The organism is Salinivibrio sp. PR919 (assembly GCF_001995355.1).
GTDB lineage: Bacteria > Pseudomonadota > Gammaproteobacteria > Enterobacterales > Vibrionaceae > Salinivibrio > Salinivibrio proteolyticus.
Map to the genome: position 1 here is coordinate 1 of NZ_MUFL01000013.1, position 18,416 is coordinate 18,416.

Here is an 18,416-nt window from a genome sequence, read left to right on the forward strand (position 1 = left end):
GCCATAAACAGGGATAGATATGAAAAGCAACCTCTACCAACACTCACTGCTCACACTGTTAGATCTGTCCCCGTCGCAGATCCAAGATTTGGTGGACGACGCTGCGATGTTAAAAGCGGCAAAGGCCAATGGTGAAGAAGTTGCCCGTCTAAAGGGTAAGAATATTGCGTTGATTTTTGAGAAAACCTCCACGCGCACGCGGTGTGCCTTTGAGGTTGCTGCGTTTGATCAAGGCGCACAAGTGACCTATCTCGGCCCGAGCGGTACGCAAATTGGCCATAAGGAAACCATCAAAGATACCGCGCGCGTACTGGGAAGAATGTACGATGGCATTCAGTATCGCGGTTTTGGGCAAGATGTGGTGGAAACCTTGGCAGCCTACGCGGGCGTGCCGGTTTGGAATGGACTAACGGATACCTTTCACCCCACTCAAGTCCTTGCTGATCTGCTCACCATGCAAGAGCACAGTGACAAGCCGCTTAATCAAATCGCCTTTGCCTATTTGGGGGATGCGCGCAATAACATGGGCAATTCCCTGCTGGTAGGCGCCGCTAAAATGGGAATGGATGTACGCCTGATTGGGCCCAAGGCTTATTGGCCCGACGAGGGTTTGGTCGCGCGTTGCCAAGATATTGCCGCCAGTACCGGCGCGTCGATCACCTTAAGTGAAGAAACTGCCGCGGTGGAAGGCTGTGATTTTGTGTATACAGATATTTGGGTATCGATGGGCGAGCCCGAGTCGGCATGGGCACAACGCGTGGCCGCGCTTACGCCTTATCAAGTCACCCCAGCCTTGATGCAAGCGACACAAAACCCTCAGGTGAAATTTATGCACTGCCTGCCCGCGTTCCATAATGATGAGACCCAAGTGGGCAAGCAAGTGGCTGAACAATATGGATTAAATGGCCTAGAAGTGACTGAAGAGGTGTTTGAATCTGCGCAGTCGATCGTCTTTGATCAAGCAGAGAATCGCATGCATACCATCAAGGCTGTGATGGTCGCCACACTCGTAAAACCACAGGCGTAAACGATTGCACTTTTGCTTGCACCCCACAAAAAGGCGCGTATAATTCGGCCAGATTTCATTACACGGCCAGTCGATATGTTTGTTATTCCACCCACAAACAGCGCGCTATCCGCCCCTCAGGGGGACAGCACCCGCATTGGTCGTGATCGTAAAAACCTCCGTTTCGGAGGTTTTTTTTTGCCTGTAGCACACTGCAAAGAAAGGGACTCGCGTTATGGCCAATACCCTGTATAACAAACACATTATTTCCATTCCCGAGCTCAGCCGCAACGAGCTGGAGTTAATCGTTGCCACGGCGGGCGAACTCAAGGCACGCCCTAACCCGACGCTGCTAAAAAACAAGGTGATTGCCAGTTGCTTCTTTGAAGCCTCCACCCGCACACGCTTGTCGTTTGAAACGGCCATTCAGCGCTTAGGCGGCTCGGTGATTGGCTTTCCTGATGGCGGCAATACCTCATCAGGTAAAAAGGGTGAAACCTTGGCTGACTCGGTACGGGTGATTTCATCGTATGTGGATGGCTTTGTGATGCGCCACCCCAAAGAAGGCGCTGCCCGCTTGGCCTCAGAGTTTTCGGAAGGTGTGCCAGTGGTAAATGGCGGCGACGGTGCGAACCAGCACCCGACCCAAACCTTGCTGGATTTGTTCTCCATTTATGAAACCCAAGGCCGTCTGGATAACCTCAACATTGCCATGGTCGGCGATCTGAAGTATGGCCGTACCGTGCACTCCCTCACTCAAGCCTTATCCAAGTTTGAAGGGAACCGTTTCTTTTATATCGCCCCCGATGCGCTTGCCATGCCCGAATACTTGCTCGATGAGCTCACCGCGGCGGGCCACCCTTACAGCCTGCATAGCAGCATTGAAGAAGTGGTGCCTGAGTTGGATGTGCTGTACATGACCCGTGTGCAAAAAGAGCGCTTCGATGAGTCAGAATACGCCCATATCAAAGCTGCGTTTATCTTAAACGCCGCGATGTTGCGTGATGCGAAACCCAATATGAAAGTGATGCACCCACTGCCACGGGTGGATGAAATTACCGTGGATGTCGATAAAACCCAGCATGCGTATTACTTTGAGCAAGCCGAAAATGGGGTCTACGCGCGCGAAGCACTATTGGCCTTGGTGTTAAATGAACAAGTGGAAGGAGTCGCCTAATGAACACTGATAGCAAACTACAAGTAGAAGCGATTCGCAACGGCACTGTGATTGACCATATTCCAGCGCACATTGGCTTTAAGATCCTCAACCTCTTTCAAATGCATGGCAGTGAAGAACGGATCACCATTGGCTTGAACTTGCCCTCTTCCGCGCTCGGCAGCAAGGATTTGATCAAAATTGAAAACGTGGTGATCAGCGAAGATCAAGCCAGCCAGCTGGCACTTTATGCGCCTCAAGCGACAGTGAATCAAATCGAAGAGTATCAAGTGGTCGCTAAGCTGCCGCTGACATTACCCGAGGTGATTCAAGGTGTGTTCCGCTGTCCGAACAGTAACTGTATCACGCACGGTGAACCTGCAGTGGTCAGTAGCTTTCGGGTGTTAACCGAGCAGCAAGATGTCAAACTACGCTGCAAATACTGTGAAAAGGTTTTCTCTCGCGAGATCATGACCGAAAATCACTAAGCACTCGTTATCCGCGCCGACTAGCCCTTGTGTTCTTATCAAGGTCAACAAAAAAGCCAGCATTAAGCTGGCTTTTCTAATCAAGCGATCGGGCTGTTTCAATAAACAGCGATAAGATCGGTTATTTCACCACAGTCAGGGTCGGTTTCCCTTTTTTCGCCGGAGCAGTTGGGATCTCATCCTCTTCGGCTTGTGGCAACGCTTCCGGATCGTCGACGCTATCGACCGACACCAACGATGGCTCGTCATCATCGATGTTCAGTTCATCAAAGGCTCCCGATGGCATCTCTTCATCTTCTGACGAGGCATACGCAGGCTCCATTTCAAACATGGTGCCGGCGCCGTTTTCGCGAGCATACAAAGCCATCACGGCCGACATCGGTACATTGACCTGTTGTGGCCGTCCGCCAAAGCGGGCATTGAAACTGACGAACTCGTTACCCAGTTCAAGGTTACCAACCGCGCGTGGCGCGATATTGAGAACGATTTGACCGTCTTTGACATAGTCAAACGGCACCTGCACGCCCGGCAAGGTTGCATCAACAACCATGTGCGGAGTGAGCTCGTTATCGAGTAACCAATCATAGAAAGCACGCACCAAATAAGGGCGGCGTGGTGTCATCGAGAATTCTGATGTAGACATTATTGACCCGTTAGTCGCATTTCACGTTCAGCTTCTGTCAGTGAGGCGAGAAATGAATCACGCTCAAACAGACGCGTCATGTAGTCTTTGACTTCTTTAGAGCCTGGGCCTGCCAGCTCAATGCCCAGAACAGGCAAACGCCACAGCAGTGGTGCAAGATAGCAATCAACAAGGCTAAACTCTTCACTCAAGAAGTACGGGCTTTCCGCAAACACAGGCGCCAGTGCCAGTAGCTCTTCGCGCAGTTGTTTACGTGCCTTGTCGGCCTCATCAGCACTACCGTGGCTGATCTTTTCAACCAAGGTATACCAGTTACGTTTGATGCGATACATCATCAAACGGCTTTGCGCACGCGCAACCGGGTAAACTGGCATCAATGGCGGGTGAGGGAAACGCTCATCCAAGTATTCCATGATGATGTCTGCGTTATACAACGCAAGTTCACGGTCCACCAAGGTCGGAACAGAGTTATAAGGATTCAGATCAACCAAGTCCTCAGGCAGATTGTTCGGATCTACCAACTCAATTTCTACACTGACACCTTTCTCTGCGAGGACGATGCGTACCTGATGACTATAGAGATCAGATGCGTCAGAGAATAACGTCATCACCGAGCGTTTATTGGCAGCAACAGCCATCAACCCCTCCAGGATGTTCAATATCAATAGAAAGCAATGGGGACAAAGCGTCCCCATTGCGGATTAGCAACACACTAGATTAACCGATCAGTGCACATCGCGCCAATATTCTTTCTTGAGTAGGTAACCCAAGATAAGGAATATCACGAAGAAGCCAATCACCCACCAACCTAGTTGCTGACGCTCTAGCTTTACAGGTTCGCCGGCATATTCAAGGAAGTTAACCAGATCGCGCACGGCATTGTCGTACTCGCCGGAGCTGAGCTCACCGTTGCCATCAGATTCTAGGCCAACGAACTCTWCAACCATTTTACCGTCAACCATACGTTGCTCGTAAACCTTACGCGGTGTCCCTTGTAGCTCTTCGAGCACGTGTGGCATACCCACATTAGGGAAGACTGTATTGTTCACGCCAAATGGACGAGAAGGGTCAACATAAAACGAGCGTAAATAGGTGTATAGCCAATCGACACCACGCACGCGCGCCACCAAGGTGAGGTCCGGCGCTGGGGCACCAAAATATTTGGCACCCGATTCTTGCGACATGGCGTTTTTCATCAAATCCCCGTACTTGGCGTTTTTGTCGAAGATGAGGTTATCTTCCATCAAGTCTTTCGGGATGTTGAGATCTTCAGCCACACGCTGATAGCGCTGATATTGCGTGGCGTGACAACCAAAGCAGTAGTTCATAAATAGCTTGGCACCACGTTGCAATGAGGCTTTGTCCGTTAAGTCGTTGTTGGCATCGTCCAAATGAACATTACCACCGGCGGCCATCGCCAAAGAGGGCAACAGCGCGCATAACATTACAATCCATTTTTTCATTTGAATGTCACCCTCTCTGGTAGCGGTTTTGTTGCTTCATTTTTGCTGTAGAAGAACAACAGCACGAAGAACATGAAGTAACAGAAGCTGAAGATCTGCGCCAGCAAGGTATAAGTTGGCGTCGCAGGCAACGCACCGAGAATGCCCAGAGCGATAAAGGCAATCACGAATTGCACAATGTTCGCCAAGTGCAACTTGCTGCGGTAGCGGTATGAACGCACGCGACAGCGGTCAAGCCATGGCAACAAGAACAGCACCACAATCGATGCACCCATGGCGATAACCCCAATCAGTTTGTCTGGAATCGCACGCAAAATCGCATAGAAAGGCGTGAAGTACCAAACCGGGGCAATGTGCTCAGGCGTCTTCAGCGGGTTCGCCGCTTCAAAGTTAGGTGGCTCAAGGAAATAGCCGCCCATTTCAGGGTTAAAGAAAATGACGTAGGCAAACAAGATGCCGAACACACCGATACCAATCAGATCTTTCACCGTCCCGTAAGGGTGGAAAGGGATCGAATCGATGATGTCATATTTCTTGGTGTAGTCAGGGTGGAACTTAAACTGTGACTGGTAATCGTCGCCCATCTTGCCTTTTGGCAGTTTGGTATCGATACCGTCTGGGTTGTTTGAGCCCACTTCGTGCAGTGCCAGTACGTGAAGCACAACAAGCAACAGCAGCACAATCGGCAACGCAATGACGTGCAGCGCAAAGAAGCGGTTCAATGTTGCGCCAGAAACGACGTAGTCACCACGGATCCACAGGGTGAGGTCGTCACCGATAACCGGAATGGCACCAAACAGAGAAATGATAACCTGCGCGCCCCAGTATGACATCTGACCCCATGGCAGCAGATAGCCCATAAAGGCTTCGGCCATTAGCACCAAGAAAATCAACATACCGAACAGCCACAGCAGTTCACGAGGCTTTTGATACGAGCCGTAAATTAACCCGCGGAACATGTGCAGATACACCACCACGAAAAAGGCCGAGGCCCCGGTGGAGTGCATGTAGCGGAGCAGCCAGCCGTATTCCACATCACGCATGATGTATTCAACCGACGCGAACGCGCCTTCTGCTGACGGCACATAGTTCATGGTTAGCCAAATCCCTGTAAGAATTTGGTTAACCAAAACAATCATCGCCAACACACCGAACATATACCAGAAGTTAAAGTTCTTCGGCATAGGGTATTCGGTCATGTGTTTACGGTACGCATTCATCGCTGGAATACGTTTTTCAACCCAGTTCAGGAAATTTTCCATTACGCATTCCCCTCATCTTGTCCCACGAGTATGCGCTTGTCGTCCAAGAACATATAAGGCGGCACCACCAAGTTAAGCGGCGCTGGAACACTTTGGAATACGCGTCCGGCCATATCAAACTTGGAACCGTGGCACGGGCAGAAGAACCCGGCTTTCACCCCACTCACCTGCTCGCTAAAGCTGTCTGGCAAATAGGTTGGTGAACAACCAAGGTGGGTACAAATACCAACCGCAACAAAGATTTCTGGCTTGATAGAACGGGTTTGATTGGTTGCATACCCTGGCTGCTGAGGTTGCTCAGACGCGGGGTCACGAAGTCTGTCTTCAAACGTAGACAACTCTTCGAGTATTGCTTGGCTGCGACGGACCACCCATACAGGCTTTCCTCGCCATTCGACGCGGATCATCTGGCCGTCTTGCAGTTTACTGATATCGACTTCAACTGGCGCCCCCGCGGCCTTTGCTTTGGCGCTTGGGTTCCAGGACTTAATAAAAGGCACGGCAACTGCTACGGCCCCTAAACCGCCAACAACTGACGTCGTCGCAGTCAGGAAACGGCGTCGGCCGGTATTCACTGGCGCATTGCTCATCCAACATTCTCCCATGTGCTCCCGCTTGGATTTTTATTGTGTCCTTTGCGTCCATGGAGCGTACGGCTWACTYAAAAACGAATATGTAATAACGGCTGACYGGGATCAGTTCGATTAAATCTTAGCTGCTATTACGTCGGCTAGATGATAGAGAAAACCCTACTTTTTGACAAGATAAAGCTACCTTTTTGTAACAAATGTGAGCGGTGTGCACAGAATTAAGGAAAGGGTAATAGAAATGTTGGAAAATGCGTGCTTATACGCTGTTTTGAAAGGAAATATATTTGTAAGCCGTTTGGTGCAAACATAAAAAAAGCCCGGTGTAACCACCAGGCTTTTTGAGGCAAATATTGCTCGGGCGTAAATTAACGCTTCGAGAATTGTGGGCGACGACGTGCTTTGCGCAGACCCACTTTTTTACGCTCAACTTTACGCGCGTCACGAGTCACGAAGCCAGCTGCACGTAGTGCAGGACGTAGAGACTCATCATATTCCATCAGTGCACGAGTGATGCCGTGACGGATAGCGCCCGCTTGACCAGAGATACCACCACCAGAAACGGTGATGTACAGGTCCAGCTTGTCGATCATCTCAACCAACTCTAGTGGCTGACGAACAACCATGCGAGCAGTTTCGCGACCAAAGTAAGTGTCCAGAGAACGCTTGTTGATCTCGATGTTACCGCTGCCCGGCTTGATGAATACACGAGCTGCGGAGCTTTTGCGACGACCAGTGCCGTAGTATTGTTCTGCCATTGCTATATTCCTCTTAGATGTCTAGTACTTGCGGTTGTTGTGCCGCGTGCTTGTGCTCAGAACCCGCGTAAACTTTCAGTTTACGGTACATCGCACGACCTAGAGGACCGCGAGGCAGCATGCCTTTAACGGCTTTCTCAATAACCAGCTCAGGTTTTTGCGCGATCAGCTTCTCGAAGCTGATTGACTTAATGCCACCTACGTAGCCAGTGTGGCTGTAGTACATTTTGTCAGACGCTTTGCGGCCAGTTACAGTAACTTTCTCAGCGTTGATAACAACGATGTAGTCACCGGTGTCAACGTGAGGGGTGTATTCTGGTTTGTGCTTACCACGCAGACGAGATGCAATTTCAGTAGCCAGACGGCCCAGAGTTTTGCCTTCAGCGTCTACAACGTACCAGTCGCGTTTTACAGTTTCTGGTTTAGCAACGAAAGTTTTCATGCTAATGATTACCCGATTTAATAAGTTTCACTTAAGGAGCCGAAGCTCCCACTGTTAAGAGTCCATACAACACCCCTTCGAGTGGTGGTACCCTCGGCCTAAGCCTTTCAACAGTAACGGTGGGTTGCGGGATTATAGGGAAGAGTGGAGAAAAAATCACCTCTTTTTCAAAAAAAATCCCACCAAAATGCGCAACTGGTTATTGTTTAGCAATCGCTTGATGCGCAACTGGTTATTGTTTAGCAATCGCTTGATGCGCAAAGCGCCAACAGGTGCGCGACAGCCTATGGTAAGTGCGCCAATGCAAGGTATTCGTGGCTTTGCATCTCGATAAGGCGCGACTGACAACGTTCAAACTCAAACCGCAATCGCTCGCCTGCATAGAGGCTGTCCATCGGCACCGCTGCAGAAATGATCAGCTTAACGTTACGCTCGTAAAATTCATCCACTAAAGCAATAAAACGACGGGCAGCATCTTCTTGATTAGCCTGAAGTTGCGGCATATCGGCCAGCAATACCGTGTGATACAAACGCGCCAATTCCATGTAATCGGTTTGACTACGTGCGGACTGACACAGCTCAGCAAAACTAAAATGCGCGACACCATCACCATTTTCAATGGTTGGCAGCGCGCGATGGTTCACTTCAATCACATCATCGCGCACCCCACCCTCGCCATTGAGCTTACGAAAGTAGTCGTCCATTTTGGCACGAGCACTGTCACCTAAGGGGTGATGAAAAATGTCTGCTTGAGTGAGGGTGCGCAGGCGATAATCCACCCCCGAGTCAACGTTTACCACCTCACAATGCTGATTGATTAAATCAATCGCGGGTAAAAATCGTTGTCGCTGCAGGCCGTTACGATATAACTCGTCAGGCACAATGTTTGATGTGGCCACCAGCGTAATACCGCGCGCAAACAGGGCTTCCATTAAGGTGCCGAGGATCATCGCATCAGTGATATCAGAGACAAAAAATTCATCGAAACACAAAACGCGTGTCTCTTGGGCAAATTTATCCGCGATTTGCCAAAGCGGATCGGCCTCACCATCCAGCGCTTTTAACTCTTGATGCACCCGATGCATAAAGCGGTGAAAGTGCATGCGCATTTTGTTTTCAAACGGTAGCGCATGGAAAAAGGTATCCATCAGATAGGTTTTACCGCGTCCGACACCGCCCCAAAAGTAAAGTCCTTTAACCGGTGTGATCGGTTGGGGGGTCGATTTACGCCATGGTAGCCAAGCACGCTTATCAGGCTTAGGCGCAACCACAGGCGTTTGTAGTAAGCGGTGATAGAGCGCATCGAGTTTCTCAACGGCCATACGCTGTGCGGGGTCTTCAATAAAATCGTTTTGGGTCAGATCGTTATTATAATGTTCGAGCGGCGTCATTCCTTGAAAGCCTCGTGTTATTCGCCTGCCTCGATAGTACCACGTCAGACGATTGCCATGTATAGTGAGCAGCAATCACCAACCTTCACTTTTCTCAAAACAGTGCGCTAAAGTTGAAACAAGCAGAGGCGTTTCGCTTGTCTTTTTAGGCGGGAAAATGGTATCTGTGGTTGGTCAACTTGTGACTACAAGGAGCAGTTATGGCTTGGATTAATAGCCTGATCTTTCTCATCATCGGCGTAGCGGTTGGCTTTTTGATAGCCCGCATGACTACGCGTGACCTCAAACAACAAAAAGATTTAAAAAGGGAGCTGGAAAAGTCACGTTACGAGCTGGAGCAATATCGCCAAGAGTTGGTCGATCATTTCGCCCAAAGTGCTGATCTGCTCGATACCATCTCGAAGGATTACAGCAAGCTGTATCAGCATATGGCAAAAACGTCTTCCGATCTGATGCCGAATTTACCCGAGCAAGATAATCCTTTTGCGAAGCGCTTAGGCAAGATCACCGAGATTAAAGAAGCCACTGACGGCGACCAACCGCCACGCGATTACTCTGACACTGGCTCTGGGCTATTGAAAGAAGAAGGAAAATCGCGCGTGAGTTGATCAAGGATTGAACTTTTTAAGATAGACCCCACTCTTATCCATACTCGGACAATCGGAGTGAGTCTATGATGAAAAAGTCTTTACTAGCGATTAGTGTTGCCGCGTTGACCCTTGGCGCGGCGTTTTCTCCTCTTCCTAGCCATGCGGCACTTCCTCAAGCGGTGAGCGGTCAGACCATGCCTAGCTTGGCGCCAATGCTTGAGAAAGTTTCTCCTGCCGTGGTCAGTATCGCTGTCGAGGGTAATAAAGTTTCGAAACAACGTGTTCCCGAAGCGTTCCGTTTTTTCTTTGGCCCCAACATGCCTTCTGAGCAAGTCCAAGAGCGCCCATTCCGCGGCTTAGGCTCTGGCGTCATTATCGATGCCGACAAAGGCTACATTGTTACCAACCATCATGTGATTGATGACGCCGACCAAATTCGCGTCCAGCTGCAAGATGGCCGTGAATATGACGCACGCCTAATTGGCAGCGATGAGATGTCAGATATTGCCCTGCTGCAACTGGATGACGCAGCGAAAGACCTCACTGCAATCAAACTGGCTAATTCAGACGCACTACGCGTCGGTGATTTTGCCGTCGCGATTGGTAACCCCTTTGGACTGGGGCAAACCGTCACCTCAGGGATTATCTCTGCGCTCGGACGCAGTGGTTTGAATTTAGAAAACTTTGAAAACTTTATTCAAACCGATGCCGCGATTAACAGCGGTAACTCCGGCGGCGCGTTGGTGAACCTGAATGGTGAGTTGATTGGTATCAATACCGCGATTTTAGGCCCCAATGGCGGCAACGTCGGGATTGGTTTTGCCATCCCAGCCAACATGGCGAAAAGCTTGGTCGACCAAATTCTCGAATATGGCTCGGTACGTCGCGGCATGCTGGGTGTGACCGGCCGTGAGCTGACCTCTGAGTTGGCAGATGCATTTGGCCTTGCCACCAAACATGGTGCGTTTGTCAGCCAAGTGATGCCGGACTCTGCCGCCGAAGAGGCTGGCTTAAAAGCCGGCGACATTATTGTTTCGGTCAACGGTAAGAGTATCCGTACCTTTGGCGAGCTACGCGCAAAAATCGCGACCTTGGGCGCAGGCAAAGACGTTGAGCTGGGTGTGATCCGAGATGGCGAAACCATCACGGCCAAAACCACGCTGAAAGAAGCGAGCCAAACGCAAGCCAAAGCCGATGACCTGCATAAGGCGTTGAAAGGCGCTGAGCTGAAAAACCATGATGGCGATCCTGCCGGTGTAGAAGTCGCTGCGGTCGCAGAAGGGTCTTTGGCGGCGCGATACGGGCTGCGCGAAGGAGATGTGATTGTCGGGGTGAACCGACATAAGGTCGAAAACCTCGGTGATTTACGTAAGATTTTGGAAGACAAGCCGAATGTGCTGGCTCTGAACATCGCTCGAGATAACGGCTCCTTGTATTTAGTGATCCGTTAATCCCGCCTTTGCCTCACGCAAAATGCCTGCCTCTTGGCAGGCATTTTTTGTACAAAGCTCACCGCTTTGCATTTCCACAAACGATTGTTGCAATGCTATCCTCTAGCCTCGCAGTTGGCTTCGTTGAGGATAGCATCATTTATGCTGGCACTATTGGTTCGCTCCACGCTTATTGGCTTATTCACTGCCGCCCTAATTTTGGTTGCGGTGCCTGATCTACGCTCAGGCCTTTTTAGTGTTTCATCCTTGCCCGATTTTGATGAGGTCCAACAGCCTGAACTGGTTTCATTCAGTTATGCGGTCAAGCGCGCCTCTCCCGCGGTGGTGAATATTTATACCCGCAATTACGTTCGCGGCGACCGTTTGCAGCTCAATACCCAAGGACTTGGCTCAGGCGTGATCATGAGCGCCAAAGGCTATGTGGTCACCAATTACCATGTGGTCGCCAAAGCGGATCAGGTGATTGTTGCCCTGCAAGACGGCCGTATTTTTACCGCGCAAATGGTCGGTAAAGATCAACGCACGGATCTGGCGGTGCTGAAAGTTCCAGCTGAAAACTTACCCGTAATCCCAGTCAACCAAGACTATCAACCTACCGTTGGCGATACCGTTCTTGCGATTGGTAACCCGTATAACCTCGGACAAACCACCACTTACGGCATTATCTCCGCCACGGGCCGCACTGGGATGAGCTTTTATGGCCGCCAAGACTTTCTGCAAACCGATGCCGCAATTAACCGAGGGAATTCCGGCGGCGCGTTGGTGAATAGCCGCGGTGAGCTGGTGGGGATCAACACCGCTTCGTTTCAGCAGGCAACCGATCTGGAAACCTACGGGATTTCCTTTGCCATTCCCTACCGCTTAACCGAAAAGATCATGAATAAATTGATTGCTGATGGGCGCGTTATCCGAGGCTACATTGGTATCGATGGTCGTGACGTCAATCCAGTGATGGCGCGCTTGCTTGATGCCGAGCAACAGCGCGGCGTAATGGTGGCGGACATGGATAAAGGCGGCCCGGCAGAAAAGGCGGGAATTCAGCCGCAAGATTTGATCATTAAAATTAACGATAAACCCGTTAAAGGTGCCCGTGGGGCGATGGATATTGTCACCGATGCGCGTCCTGGCACAACACTTTCGATTACCCTTATTCGCGATGGTGAGAGTTTAACCCTGCCGGTGACGGTCGGGAACGAGCCAGACAGCGGCCAATAGTCGACGGCAACGCATCGTTAGCACACGCTGACGCCTCACAAAGACAAAAACGCCAGCCCCATCAAGGCTGGCGTTTTTTCGTTAACTCATCGTACGACGCGCTTACTCGCCGTCAATACGCTCGATTTTCGCGCCCAGCGCTTGCAGTTTATCTTCGATACGCTCATAACCGCGATCGATATGATAAATGCGATCCACCACGGTTTCGCCTTTGGCAATGCATCCAGCAATCACTAAGCTTGCCGAGGCACGCAGATCAGTGGCCATCACTTGCGCGCCACTGAGGCTATCGCAATCACCACACACCACGGTGTTGCCTTCTATTTCTGCGTGTGCGCCCATACGTTGCAGTTCAGGCACATGCATAAAGCGATTCTCGAAGATAGTTTCGGTAATAATCCCGGTCCCTTTCGCCACCAAGTTCAGCAAGGTAAACTGCGCTTGCATGTCGGTTGGGAAGCCCGGATGCGGCGCGGTACGTACATTCACCGCTTTCAGTTCGCGGCCGGTCATATCCAGCTCGATAAAGTCATCGCCTGTGGTGACCTTAGCGCCAGCTTCTTCCAATTTATGAAGCACGGCTTCGAGTAAATCCGGAGAAGTATTGCGACAGACGATATGGCCGCCTGAAACCGCCGCAGCCACCAAAAAGGTACCGGTTTCAATCCGATCAGCAACCACCGCATGTACGCCGCCGCCAAGACGTTCAACCCCTTCAATTTCAATCCGGTCGGTGCCTGCGCCTTTGACTTTCGCCCCAAGGGTATTGAGGAATTTCGCCGTATCCACGATTTCTGGCTCGCGGGCGGCGTTTTCAATCACCGTGGTGCCTTCTGCCAAGGTGGCAGCACACATCACAGTGACGGTAGCACCCACGCTGACTTTATCCATCACAATGTGGGCTCCTTTTAGACGACCATCGACGGTGGCTCGCACATAGCCTTCATCGAGTGTGATGGTGGCGCCGAGCTGCTCTAAGCCGTTAATGTGCAAGTCCACCGGACGGGCACCAATCGCACATCCGCCGGGTAAAGACACTTCCCCTTTACCGAAACGTGCGACCAAGGGGCCGAGCGCCCAAATCGACGCACGCATGGTTTTAACCAAATCATAGGGGGCACACAGTTCCGTGATATCGCTGGCATCGACATGGACAGAGCCATTGCGGCTGACTTTTGCCCCAAGGCGCGATAATAGCGCCATAGTGGTATCGATATCGCGGAGTTTAGGCACATTGGCGACTTCAACGGGCTCTTCAGCCAACAGTGAAGCAAATAAAATAGGGAGAGCTGCATTTTTCGCGCCGGAAATGGCCACGTCACCTTTAAGCGGGCCATTGCCCGTCACTCGAAACTTTTGCATCTGACCCTCTTACAACTGCATCAGCTTTTTATCGCGCGCCCACTCTGCGGGGGTCATCGCTTTAATGCTCACAGCATGAATATCGTTACGTGCAATGTGCTCCATCAGCGGGCCGTAGATGGTCTGCTGTTTTTTCACACGCGACATTCCGTCGAACATCTCTGCCACGGCCACTACTTCAAAGTGGCTTCCGTCGCCTTTCACGTGCAGCTCGTCTAGTGACAGAGCCGCGTCTAAAATGGCTTTAACTTCGCTCGCTTCCACGTTTAAACCCCTTCTTGATGCTCAGCATCGTCAAAAAATGCCTCGATGTTGCTTAGCGTCAACAACAGTTTGAGCTGCTCTGGCATGCCGCTGTAGCGCACGGTCTGACCTTTCTCTTTCAAGGTTTTATCCAAGTGCAACAACATGGCCATGCCGGCAGAGTCGACGCGAGATAGCCCGCTTAAATCCAGGCTCAGCGCCGAATCATTAGGTAGCCACTGGCTACGCTGGCGCCAAAAAGCGGGCACTGTGTCACGATCTAACCGTCCTGACAAGTGGTAATGCTGCCCGCCGCTTGTAATTAACTCGACACTCATGACTCGCCCTGTTTCTGTTTATCCTCGCGACGAATCGGTTTTGCCGCCAGCTCTTTGAGCTGTTCAATCACAGAATCAATACCATCACGACGCAGCGGCGCTTTCCACTCTGATTGTTTAGATTGGATCATACTCACCCCTTCCGCCGTTACGTCATAGGCTTGCCAATTTCCTGTCCGAGTATTTTTACGCAGGCTGAAATCAAGACGAATCGGCGGACGCGAGGAATCGGTGATATCCACGCGCACTTTTACAATCTTGTCGTCATCACCAATGGCTTGGTCACGTTGCACGTTGACATCTTGGTTGTCGTACTCGAGCAGGATTTGTGCGTAGGAAGCAATCATGTATTCGGTGAATGCCTCGGTGAATGCATCGCGCTGTTCAGGGGTGGCTTGACGATAATGCTGCGCACCTAGCACCAACGACGCCGCATAGCGGGTGTGGATGTAGGGCAGTAGCTCGTCTTTCACCACGTCACGCAGCAAATCCGGATCGGCGCGGAACAAGGTGCGATCTTTACGCAGGCGAGTAAAGGTGTTGTCAGCCACTTGCTCAATCAACCGGTAGGGGTTGGTTTGGTCCACCGGCTCACTGGCATGCACAAACGAACTGACACTGGCGACAAACACGATCAGCGCTGATGACAGTGTGATCAAAACCTTCTTCATTCGATTACTCCTTATCGCCCACGCTATACAAGAACTGTCCAATTAAGTCCTCGAGTACCAGCGCGGATTTGGTGTCTTCTAACTTACCGCCGTCTTCAAGGTAGCCAATGCCTAATGCTTCATCGACAAACCCGGGCGTAATACCAATGTACTGCTCACCGAGTAATCCTGCGGTGTAAATCGATGCCGAGCTCGACTCAGGGAAATATCCCGCACTACTGTTAATCTGTAGGGTGACTTTCGGCACATAGGTTTCTGCATTCAGCGAGATAGCCGTCACCTGACCCACGGTCACGCCCCCGACTTTGACCGGTGAGCGCACTTTCAGGCCACCAATGTTGTCAAACTCTGCGGTTAAGGTGTAAGTATCCGCTCGTCCCCAACGTTGAACATCCGCCACTTGGAACGCCAGCACCAATAATGCTGCAATGCCGGCGATGACAAAGCAGCCTACCCAAAATTCTGTTTTTCGACTCTGTTGCATGATTAATTCCCAAACATGAGTGCAGTAAGGACAAAGTCAAGGCCGAGCACGGCCAATGAAGAGTGCACCACAGTGCGTGTGGTGGCACGGCTGATACCTTCCGAGGTCGGCGTGGCATCGTAACCGTTAAACAGGGCAATCCAAGTCACTGCGATAGCAAATACCACACTTTTGATCAGTGCGTTGCCAACGTCGTAGCCCAGATCGACCGATGCTTGCATCACAGACCAGAAACTACCGTGATCGATGCCTTTCCAGTCTACCCCGACGAGCTCGCCGCCCCAGATGCCCACCAGCATAAAGATCACCGCCAACAACGGCATCGCAATCACACCGGCCCAGAAGCGCGGCGCGATCACGCGGCGAAGCGGGTCAACCGCCATCATCTCTAAGCTGGATAGCTGCTCAGTGGCTTTCATCAGACCAATTTCCGCGGTCAGCGCTGAGCCCGCCCGTCCGGCAAACAGCAATGCCGTCACCACCGGGCCTAGTTCGCGTAACAGCGACAAGGCGACCATTTGCCCAAGGCTGGTTTCTGCGCCAAAATCGGACAACACTAAATAGCCTTGTAAACTCAATACCATGCCAATGAATAGGCCTGATACGATGATGATCGCCAGTGAGCGAACGCCCACCGAGTAAAGCTGTTTAATCAAGAGCGGGAAGGTCTTGCTCGGCTGTGGTTTGCCCACCAGCGCGCCGGTCATCACAAAGGTGGCGCGCCCCATCGACTCAGCCACGCCCATCGCGCGGCGACCCACATCCGCAATCTGCGTTTTTATCACCGGTAAATCTCCTGCTCTAGCTGACCCGCAGGATAGCGGAATGGTACAGGGCCATCTGCGTGCCCTTCGAGGAATTGTTTGACCCAAGGATCTTGATTATCACGCAGCGATTGCGGTGTGCCACTGGCGATGATCCGGCTGTCTGCCAACAGATAGACTTTGTCCGCGATGCTCATCACTTCAGGCACATCGTGGGATACCACCACGCAGGTCAGCCCCAAGGCTTGGTTAAGCTGGCGAATCAAGGTGACCAAGACTCCCATAGTAATTGGGTCCTGTCCCACAAAGGGCTCATCAAACAAAATCAGTTCTGGGTCGAGGGCAATAGCACGCGCCAGTGCGGCACGGCGAGCCATCCCCCCAGAGAGATCACTGGGCATTAATGCAGCTGCCCCGCGCAGCCCTACCGCCTCGAGCTTCAGCATCACAATGGTATGAATGAGGGATTCATCCAACTGCGTGTGCTCACGCAAGGGAAAGGCCACATTATCAAACACCGACATATCGGTGAACAAGGCGCCAGATTGAAACAACATGCTCATCCGTTGGCGCACATCGAATAAACGACGACGCCCTAAGGTGGGAATATTGTGGCCATCAAAAACAATGTCGCCGGCATCAGGCTTTAGCTGACCAGCAATTAAACGCAATAGGGTTGTTTTACCAATGCCAGATGGTCCCATGATGGCGGTCACCTGACCACGCGGCACCTGCAAATCAATATGATCGAAAATGCACCGGCTGCCCCGTGAGAATGTCATCCCGTTAATATCTATCAGGCTCTGTGCTGCCATTGCCGCATTCTCATGGTTAGATAGGATAAAAATTAAGTGGCTGATAATAAGGCGTCCCCTATGCTAACACAAGCAACGCCTGCTCCCTGCCTGATAGGACGTGATATAGCCCTGATTATGGCAGTATAGCCATTCACCCGCTCATCGAGGAAGAATGGCCTATATGGACCGAAAAAGTGCCAACGAGTTCCCGTTCATGAATGAAAAGCAACGCATTAACGGCGATGGTGCGGGCTTTTCGCTTCACATTTGCCACGTTAGCCGTCAGAATTGCACCTCATTTACGCCAATTTAAAAACGCAAAGGACAGGTGTCATGGTAGAAGCGGTTGCCATACTTATTGTGGGATTAGTGTTACTGGTTTGGAGTGCTGACCGACTTGTGTTCGGCGCTGCCGCGATCGCGAAAAACTACGGCGTCTCTCCTCTTGTCATTGGCATGACGATTCTGGCCATGGGCTCTTCCGCGCCTGAAATGATGGTATCGGCCAATGCCGCGCTTGCAGATAAAACCGACACCGCGGTGGGGAATGTCTTAGGATCAAACATCGCCAACATTGCCCTCATTCTTGGCTTTACCGCCCTGATTAAGCCTTTGTCGATTAGCTCTATCATTTTGCGCCGCGAACTACCATTAATGATGGCGGTCACCTTGCTCGCCGGCGCTCTTTTGTGGAACAACCACCTCGGCTTTTTCGAAGGCGTGGGTCTGTTGGTCTTATTCGTGGTGTTTATCCTTGCCATGATCAAAATTGGCAAAGACTCAGGCGGGACCGATCCTATGCTGGCGGATCAGGAATCCGACATTCCGCAAGATGTCAGTAATCTAAAAGCGGTGATGTGGATTTTAATCGGTCTGCCTTTGCTATTGCTGTCATCCGATCAAGTGGTCGACTCGGCAGTCACCATTGCTCAATACTTTGGCATGAGCGACTTAGTGATTGGCTTGACCATCATTGCTATCGGCACCAGCTTGCCCGAACTCGCCGCCTCGATTGCCGGCGTGATGAAAGGGGAAGACGATCTCGCTGTCGGCAATATTATCGGCTCGAACGTGTTTAATATCTTGGCAGTGATGGGGATCCCGGGCTTGCTTAACCCGTCACCGATCAGTGAATTTGCAATGGGGCGGGATTACTACATCATGCTGGTTCTCTCTGTGATGCTACTGGTCTTCGCATTAGGCAAATCACGCAGTATCAACCGCATTGAAGGGGCGATCTTTTTGATGTGTTATATCGCCTATCAAGGCTATCTCTTTGTTAACGCTGCCGCATAATGGACATGG

Annotated in this window: 22 protein-coding genes; 7 read left to right on the plus strand and 15 right to left on the minus strand. The window is 51.2% G+C overall.

Annotation, left to right across the window (positions count from 1 at the left end; genetic code table 11):
• Positions 1–19 precede the first annotated feature (19 nt).
• From argF to pyrI, 3 genes are all read left to right on the plus strand, one after another.
• Complete coding sequence (gene argF, locus BZG83_RS03890; protein WP_077479444.1) at positions 20–1,027, plus strand: ornithine carbamoyltransferase; 1,008 nt, start codon at positions 20–22, stop codon at positions 1,025–1,027.
• Positions 1,028–1,241: 214 nt separating this feature from the next.
• The gene (gene pyrB, locus BZG83_RS03895) at positions 1,242–2,183 is read left to right on the plus strand and encodes an aspartate carbamoyltransferase (RefSeq protein ID WP_077479445.1); all 942 of its coding nucleotides are present in this window, start codon (positions 1,242–1,244) and stop codon (positions 2,181–2,183) included.
• On the plus strand, positions 2,183–2,650 hold the full coding sequence (pyrI, locus tag BZG83_RS03900; RefSeq protein WP_069589977.1) for an aspartate carbamoyltransferase regulatory subunit: 468 nt from the start codon (positions 2,183–2,185) through the stop codon (positions 2,648–2,650). The genes pyrB and pyrI overlap by 1 nt, the downstream gene beginning before the upstream one ends.
• Before the next feature lie 121 nt (positions 2,651–2,771).
• Here the strand turns inward: pyrI and sspB are convergent, their stop codons facing one another.
• The 8 genes from sspB to zapE all read right to left on the minus strand — a co-directional run bounded on the left by sspB (position 2,772) and on the right by zapE (position 9,196).
• Positions 2,772–3,293, minus strand: coding sequence for a ClpXP protease specificity-enhancing factor (gene sspB / locus BZG83_RS03905; protein ID WP_077479446.1), 522 nt, complete (start codon positions 3,291–3,293; stop codon positions 2,772–2,774).
• Entirely contained in the window at positions 3,293–3,931 is a 639-nt protein-coding gene (gene sspA, locus BZG83_RS03910) for a stringent starvation protein SspA (protein WP_069588088.1), read from the minus strand. The genes sspB and sspA overlap by 1 nt, the downstream gene beginning before the upstream one ends.
• Before the next feature lie 87 nt (positions 3,932–4,018).
• Entirely contained in the window at positions 4,019–4,756 is a 738-nt protein-coding gene (locus BZG83_RS03915) for a cytochrome c1 (protein ID WP_077479447.1), read from the minus strand.
• Positions 4,753–6,018 carry a cytochrome b gene (locus BZG83_RS03920; RefSeq protein ID WP_069588091.1) on the minus strand — a complete coding sequence of 422 codons (1,266 nt, stop codon included), beginning with the start codon at positions 6,016–6,018 and terminating at the stop codon, positions 4,753–4,755. The genes BZG83_RS03915 and BZG83_RS03920 overlap by 4 nt, the downstream gene beginning before the upstream one ends.
• Positions 6,018–6,608 carry a ubiquinol-cytochrome c reductase iron-sulfur subunit gene (gene petA / locus BZG83_RS03925; protein ID WP_069588092.1) on the minus strand — a complete coding sequence of 197 codons (591 nt, stop codon included), beginning with the start codon at positions 6,606–6,608 and terminating at the stop codon, positions 6,018–6,020. The genes BZG83_RS03920 and petA overlap by 1 nt, the downstream gene beginning before the upstream one ends.
• Before the next feature lie 365 nt (positions 6,609–6,973).
• Complete coding sequence (gene rpsI / locus BZG83_RS03930) at positions 6,974–7,363, minus strand: 30S ribosomal protein S9 (RefSeq protein ID WP_069588094.1); 390 nt, start codon at positions 7,361–7,363, stop codon at positions 6,974–6,976.
• Positions 7,364–7,376: 13 nt separating this feature from the next.
• Entirely contained in the window at positions 7,377–7,805 is a 429-nt protein-coding gene (rplM, locus tag BZG83_RS03935; protein ID WP_077456388.1) for a 50S ribosomal protein L13, read from the minus strand.
• 284 nt (positions 7,806–8,089) lie between these two features.
• A complete protein-coding gene (zapE, locus tag BZG83_RS03940) occupies positions 8,090–9,196 on the minus strand; it encodes a cell division protein ZapE (RefSeq protein ID WP_077479448.1) in 1,107 nt (368 codons plus the stop codon).
• A gap of 200 nt (positions 9,197–9,396) precedes the next feature.
• Here zapE and zapG point away from each other — a divergent pair, with 200 nt between their 5' ends.
• From zapG to degS, 3 genes are all read left to right on the plus strand, one after another.
• Positions 9,397–9,804, plus strand: a complete 408-nt coding sequence (gene zapG / locus BZG83_RS03945; protein ID WP_077479449.1) for a Z-ring associated protein ZapG — start codon at positions 9,397–9,399, stop codon at positions 9,802–9,804.
• Positions 9,805–9,872: 68 nt separating this feature from the next.
• Positions 9,873–11,237, plus strand: coding sequence for a Do family serine endopeptidase (locus BZG83_RS03950; protein ID WP_101494742.1), 1,365 nt, complete (start codon positions 9,873–9,875; stop codon positions 11,235–11,237).
• Positions 11,238–11,378: 141 nt separating this feature from the next.
• Positions 11,379–12,452, plus strand: a complete 1,074-nt coding sequence (gene degS, locus BZG83_RS03955; protein ID WP_077479451.1) for an outer membrane-stress sensor serine endopeptidase DegS — start codon at positions 11,379–11,381, stop codon at positions 12,450–12,452.
• Positions 12,453–12,554: 102 nt separating this feature from the next.
• On the opposite strand, the gene murA is transcribed toward degS, so the two are convergent.
• The 7 genes from murA to mlaF are packed head-to-tail and all read right to left on the minus strand — an operon-like array spanning position 12,555 to position 17,129.
• The gene (murA, locus tag BZG83_RS03960) at positions 12,555–13,814 is read right to left on the minus strand and encodes a UDP-N-acetylglucosamine 1-carboxyvinyltransferase (protein ID WP_077456382.1); all 1,260 of its coding nucleotides are present in this window, start codon (positions 13,812–13,814) and stop codon (positions 12,555–12,557) included.
• A 9-nt stretch (positions 13,815–13,823) separates the two neighbouring features.
• Positions 13,824–14,078, minus strand: a complete 255-nt coding sequence (gene ibaG, locus BZG83_RS03965; protein WP_077456380.1) for a BolA family iron metabolism protein IbaG — start codon at positions 14,076–14,078, stop codon at positions 13,824–13,826.
• 2 nt (positions 14,079–14,080) lie between these two features.
• The gene (locus tag BZG83_RS03970) at positions 14,081–14,395 is read right to left on the minus strand and encodes an STAS domain-containing protein (RefSeq protein ID WP_077479452.1); all 315 of its coding nucleotides are present in this window, start codon (positions 14,393–14,395) and stop codon (positions 14,081–14,083) included.
• Positions 14,392–15,066: a phospholipid-binding protein MlaC gene (gene mlaC, locus BZG83_RS03975; protein WP_077479453.1), complete on the minus strand. Its 675-nt coding sequence runs from the start codon at positions 15,064–15,066 to the stop codon at positions 14,392–14,394. Before mlaC ends, BZG83_RS03970 begins: the two co-directional genes overlap by 4 nt.
• A 4-nt stretch (positions 15,067–15,070) precedes the next feature.
• Complete coding sequence (gene mlaD / locus BZG83_RS03980) at positions 15,071–15,550, minus strand: outer membrane lipid asymmetry maintenance protein MlaD (protein WP_077479454.1); 480 nt, start codon at positions 15,548–15,550, stop codon at positions 15,071–15,073.
• A gap of 2 nt (positions 15,551–15,552) precedes the next feature.
• Complete coding sequence (gene mlaE / locus BZG83_RS03985; protein WP_175418646.1) at positions 15,553–16,332, minus strand: lipid asymmetry maintenance ABC transporter permease subunit MlaE; 780 nt, start codon at positions 16,330–16,332, stop codon at positions 15,553–15,555.
• Positions 16,332–17,129, minus strand: a complete 798-nt coding sequence (mlaF, locus tag BZG83_RS03990; RefSeq protein WP_077456374.1) for a phospholipid ABC transporter ATP-binding protein MlaF — start codon at positions 17,127–17,129, stop codon at positions 16,332–16,334. The genes mlaE and mlaF overlap by 1 nt, the downstream gene beginning before the upstream one ends.
• 315 nt (positions 17,130–17,444) lie before the next feature.
• Between mlaF and BZG83_RS03995 the strand changes: the two genes are divergently transcribed.
• Positions 17,445–18,407: a calcium/sodium antiporter gene (locus BZG83_RS03995; RefSeq protein WP_077479455.1), complete on the plus strand. Its 963-nt coding sequence runs from the start codon at positions 17,445–17,447 to the stop codon at positions 18,405–18,407.
• Positions 18,408–18,416: the final 9 nt, after the last annotated feature.

What these genes read in the sequence shown, in the direction of transcription:
- argF (WP_077479444.1), top strand. Translation starts at nt 20, where the DNA reads ATGAAAAGCAACCTCTACCAACACTCACTGCTCACACTGTTAGATCTG.
- pyrB (WP_077479445.1), top strand. Translation starts at nt 1,242, where the DNA reads ATGGCCAATACCCTGTATAACAAACACATTATTTCCATTCCCGAGCTC.
- pyrI (WP_069589977.1), top strand. Translation starts at nt 2,183, where the DNA reads ATGAACACTGATAGCAAACTACAAGTAGAAGCGATTCGCAACGGCACT.
- sspB (WP_077479446.1), bottom strand. Translation starts at nt 3,293, where the DNA reads ATGTCTACATCAGAATTCTCGATGACACCACGCCGCCCTTATTTGGTG.
- sspA (WP_069588088.1), bottom strand. Translation starts at nt 3,931, where the DNA reads ATGGCTGTTGCTGCCAATAAACGCTCGGTGATGACGTTATTCTCTGAC.
- BZG83_RS03920 (WP_069588091.1), bottom strand. Translation starts at nt 6,018, where the DNA reads ATGGAAAATTTCCTGAACTGGGTTGAAAAACGTATTCCAGCGATGAAT.
- petA (WP_069588092.1), bottom strand. Translation starts at nt 6,608, where the DNA reads ATGAGCAATGCGCCAGTGAATACCGGCCGACGCCGTTTCCTGACTGCG.
- rpsI (WP_069588094.1), bottom strand. Translation starts at nt 7,363, where the DNA reads ATGGCAGAACAATACTACGGCACTGGTCGTCGCAAAAGCTCCGCAGCT.
- rplM (WP_077456388.1), bottom strand. Translation starts at nt 7,805, where the DNA reads ATGAAAACTTTCGTTGCTAAACCAGAAACTGTAAAACGCGACTGGTAC.
- zapE (WP_077479448.1), bottom strand. Translation starts at nt 9,196, where the DNA reads ATGACGCCGCTCGAACATTATAATAACGATCTGACCCAAAACGATTTT.
- zapG (WP_077479449.1), top strand. Translation starts at nt 9,397, where the DNA reads ATGGCTTGGATTAATAGCCTGATCTTTCTCATCATCGGCGTAGCGGTT.
- BZG83_RS03950 (WP_101494742.1), top strand. Translation starts at nt 9,873, where the DNA reads ATGAAAAAGTCTTTACTAGCGATTAGTGTTGCCGCGTTGACCCTTGGC.
- degS (WP_077479451.1), top strand. Translation starts at nt 11,379, where the DNA reads ATGCTGGCACTATTGGTTCGCTCCACGCTTATTGGCTTATTCACTGCC.
- murA (WP_077456382.1), bottom strand. Translation starts at nt 13,814, where the DNA reads ATGCAAAAGTTTCGAGTGACGGGCAATGGCCCGCTTAAAGGTGACGTG.
- BZG83_RS03970 (WP_077479452.1), bottom strand. Translation starts at nt 14,395, where the DNA reads ATGAGTGTCGAGTTAATTACAAGCGGCGGGCAGCATTACCACTTGTCA.
- mlaC (WP_077479453.1), bottom strand. Translation starts at nt 15,066, where the DNA reads ATGAAGAAGGTTTTGATCACACTGTCATCAGCGCTGATCGTGTTTGTC.
- mlaD (WP_077479454.1), bottom strand. Translation starts at nt 15,550, where the DNA reads ATGCAACAGAGTCGAAAAACAGAATTTTGGGTAGGCTGCTTTGTCATC.
- mlaF (WP_077456374.1), bottom strand. Translation starts at nt 17,129, where the DNA reads ATGGCAGCACAGAGCCTGATAGATATTAACGGGATGACATTCTCACGG.
- BZG83_RS03995 (WP_077479455.1), top strand. Translation starts at nt 17,445, where the DNA reads ATGGTAGAAGCGGTTGCCATACTTATTGTGGGATTAGTGTTACTGGTT.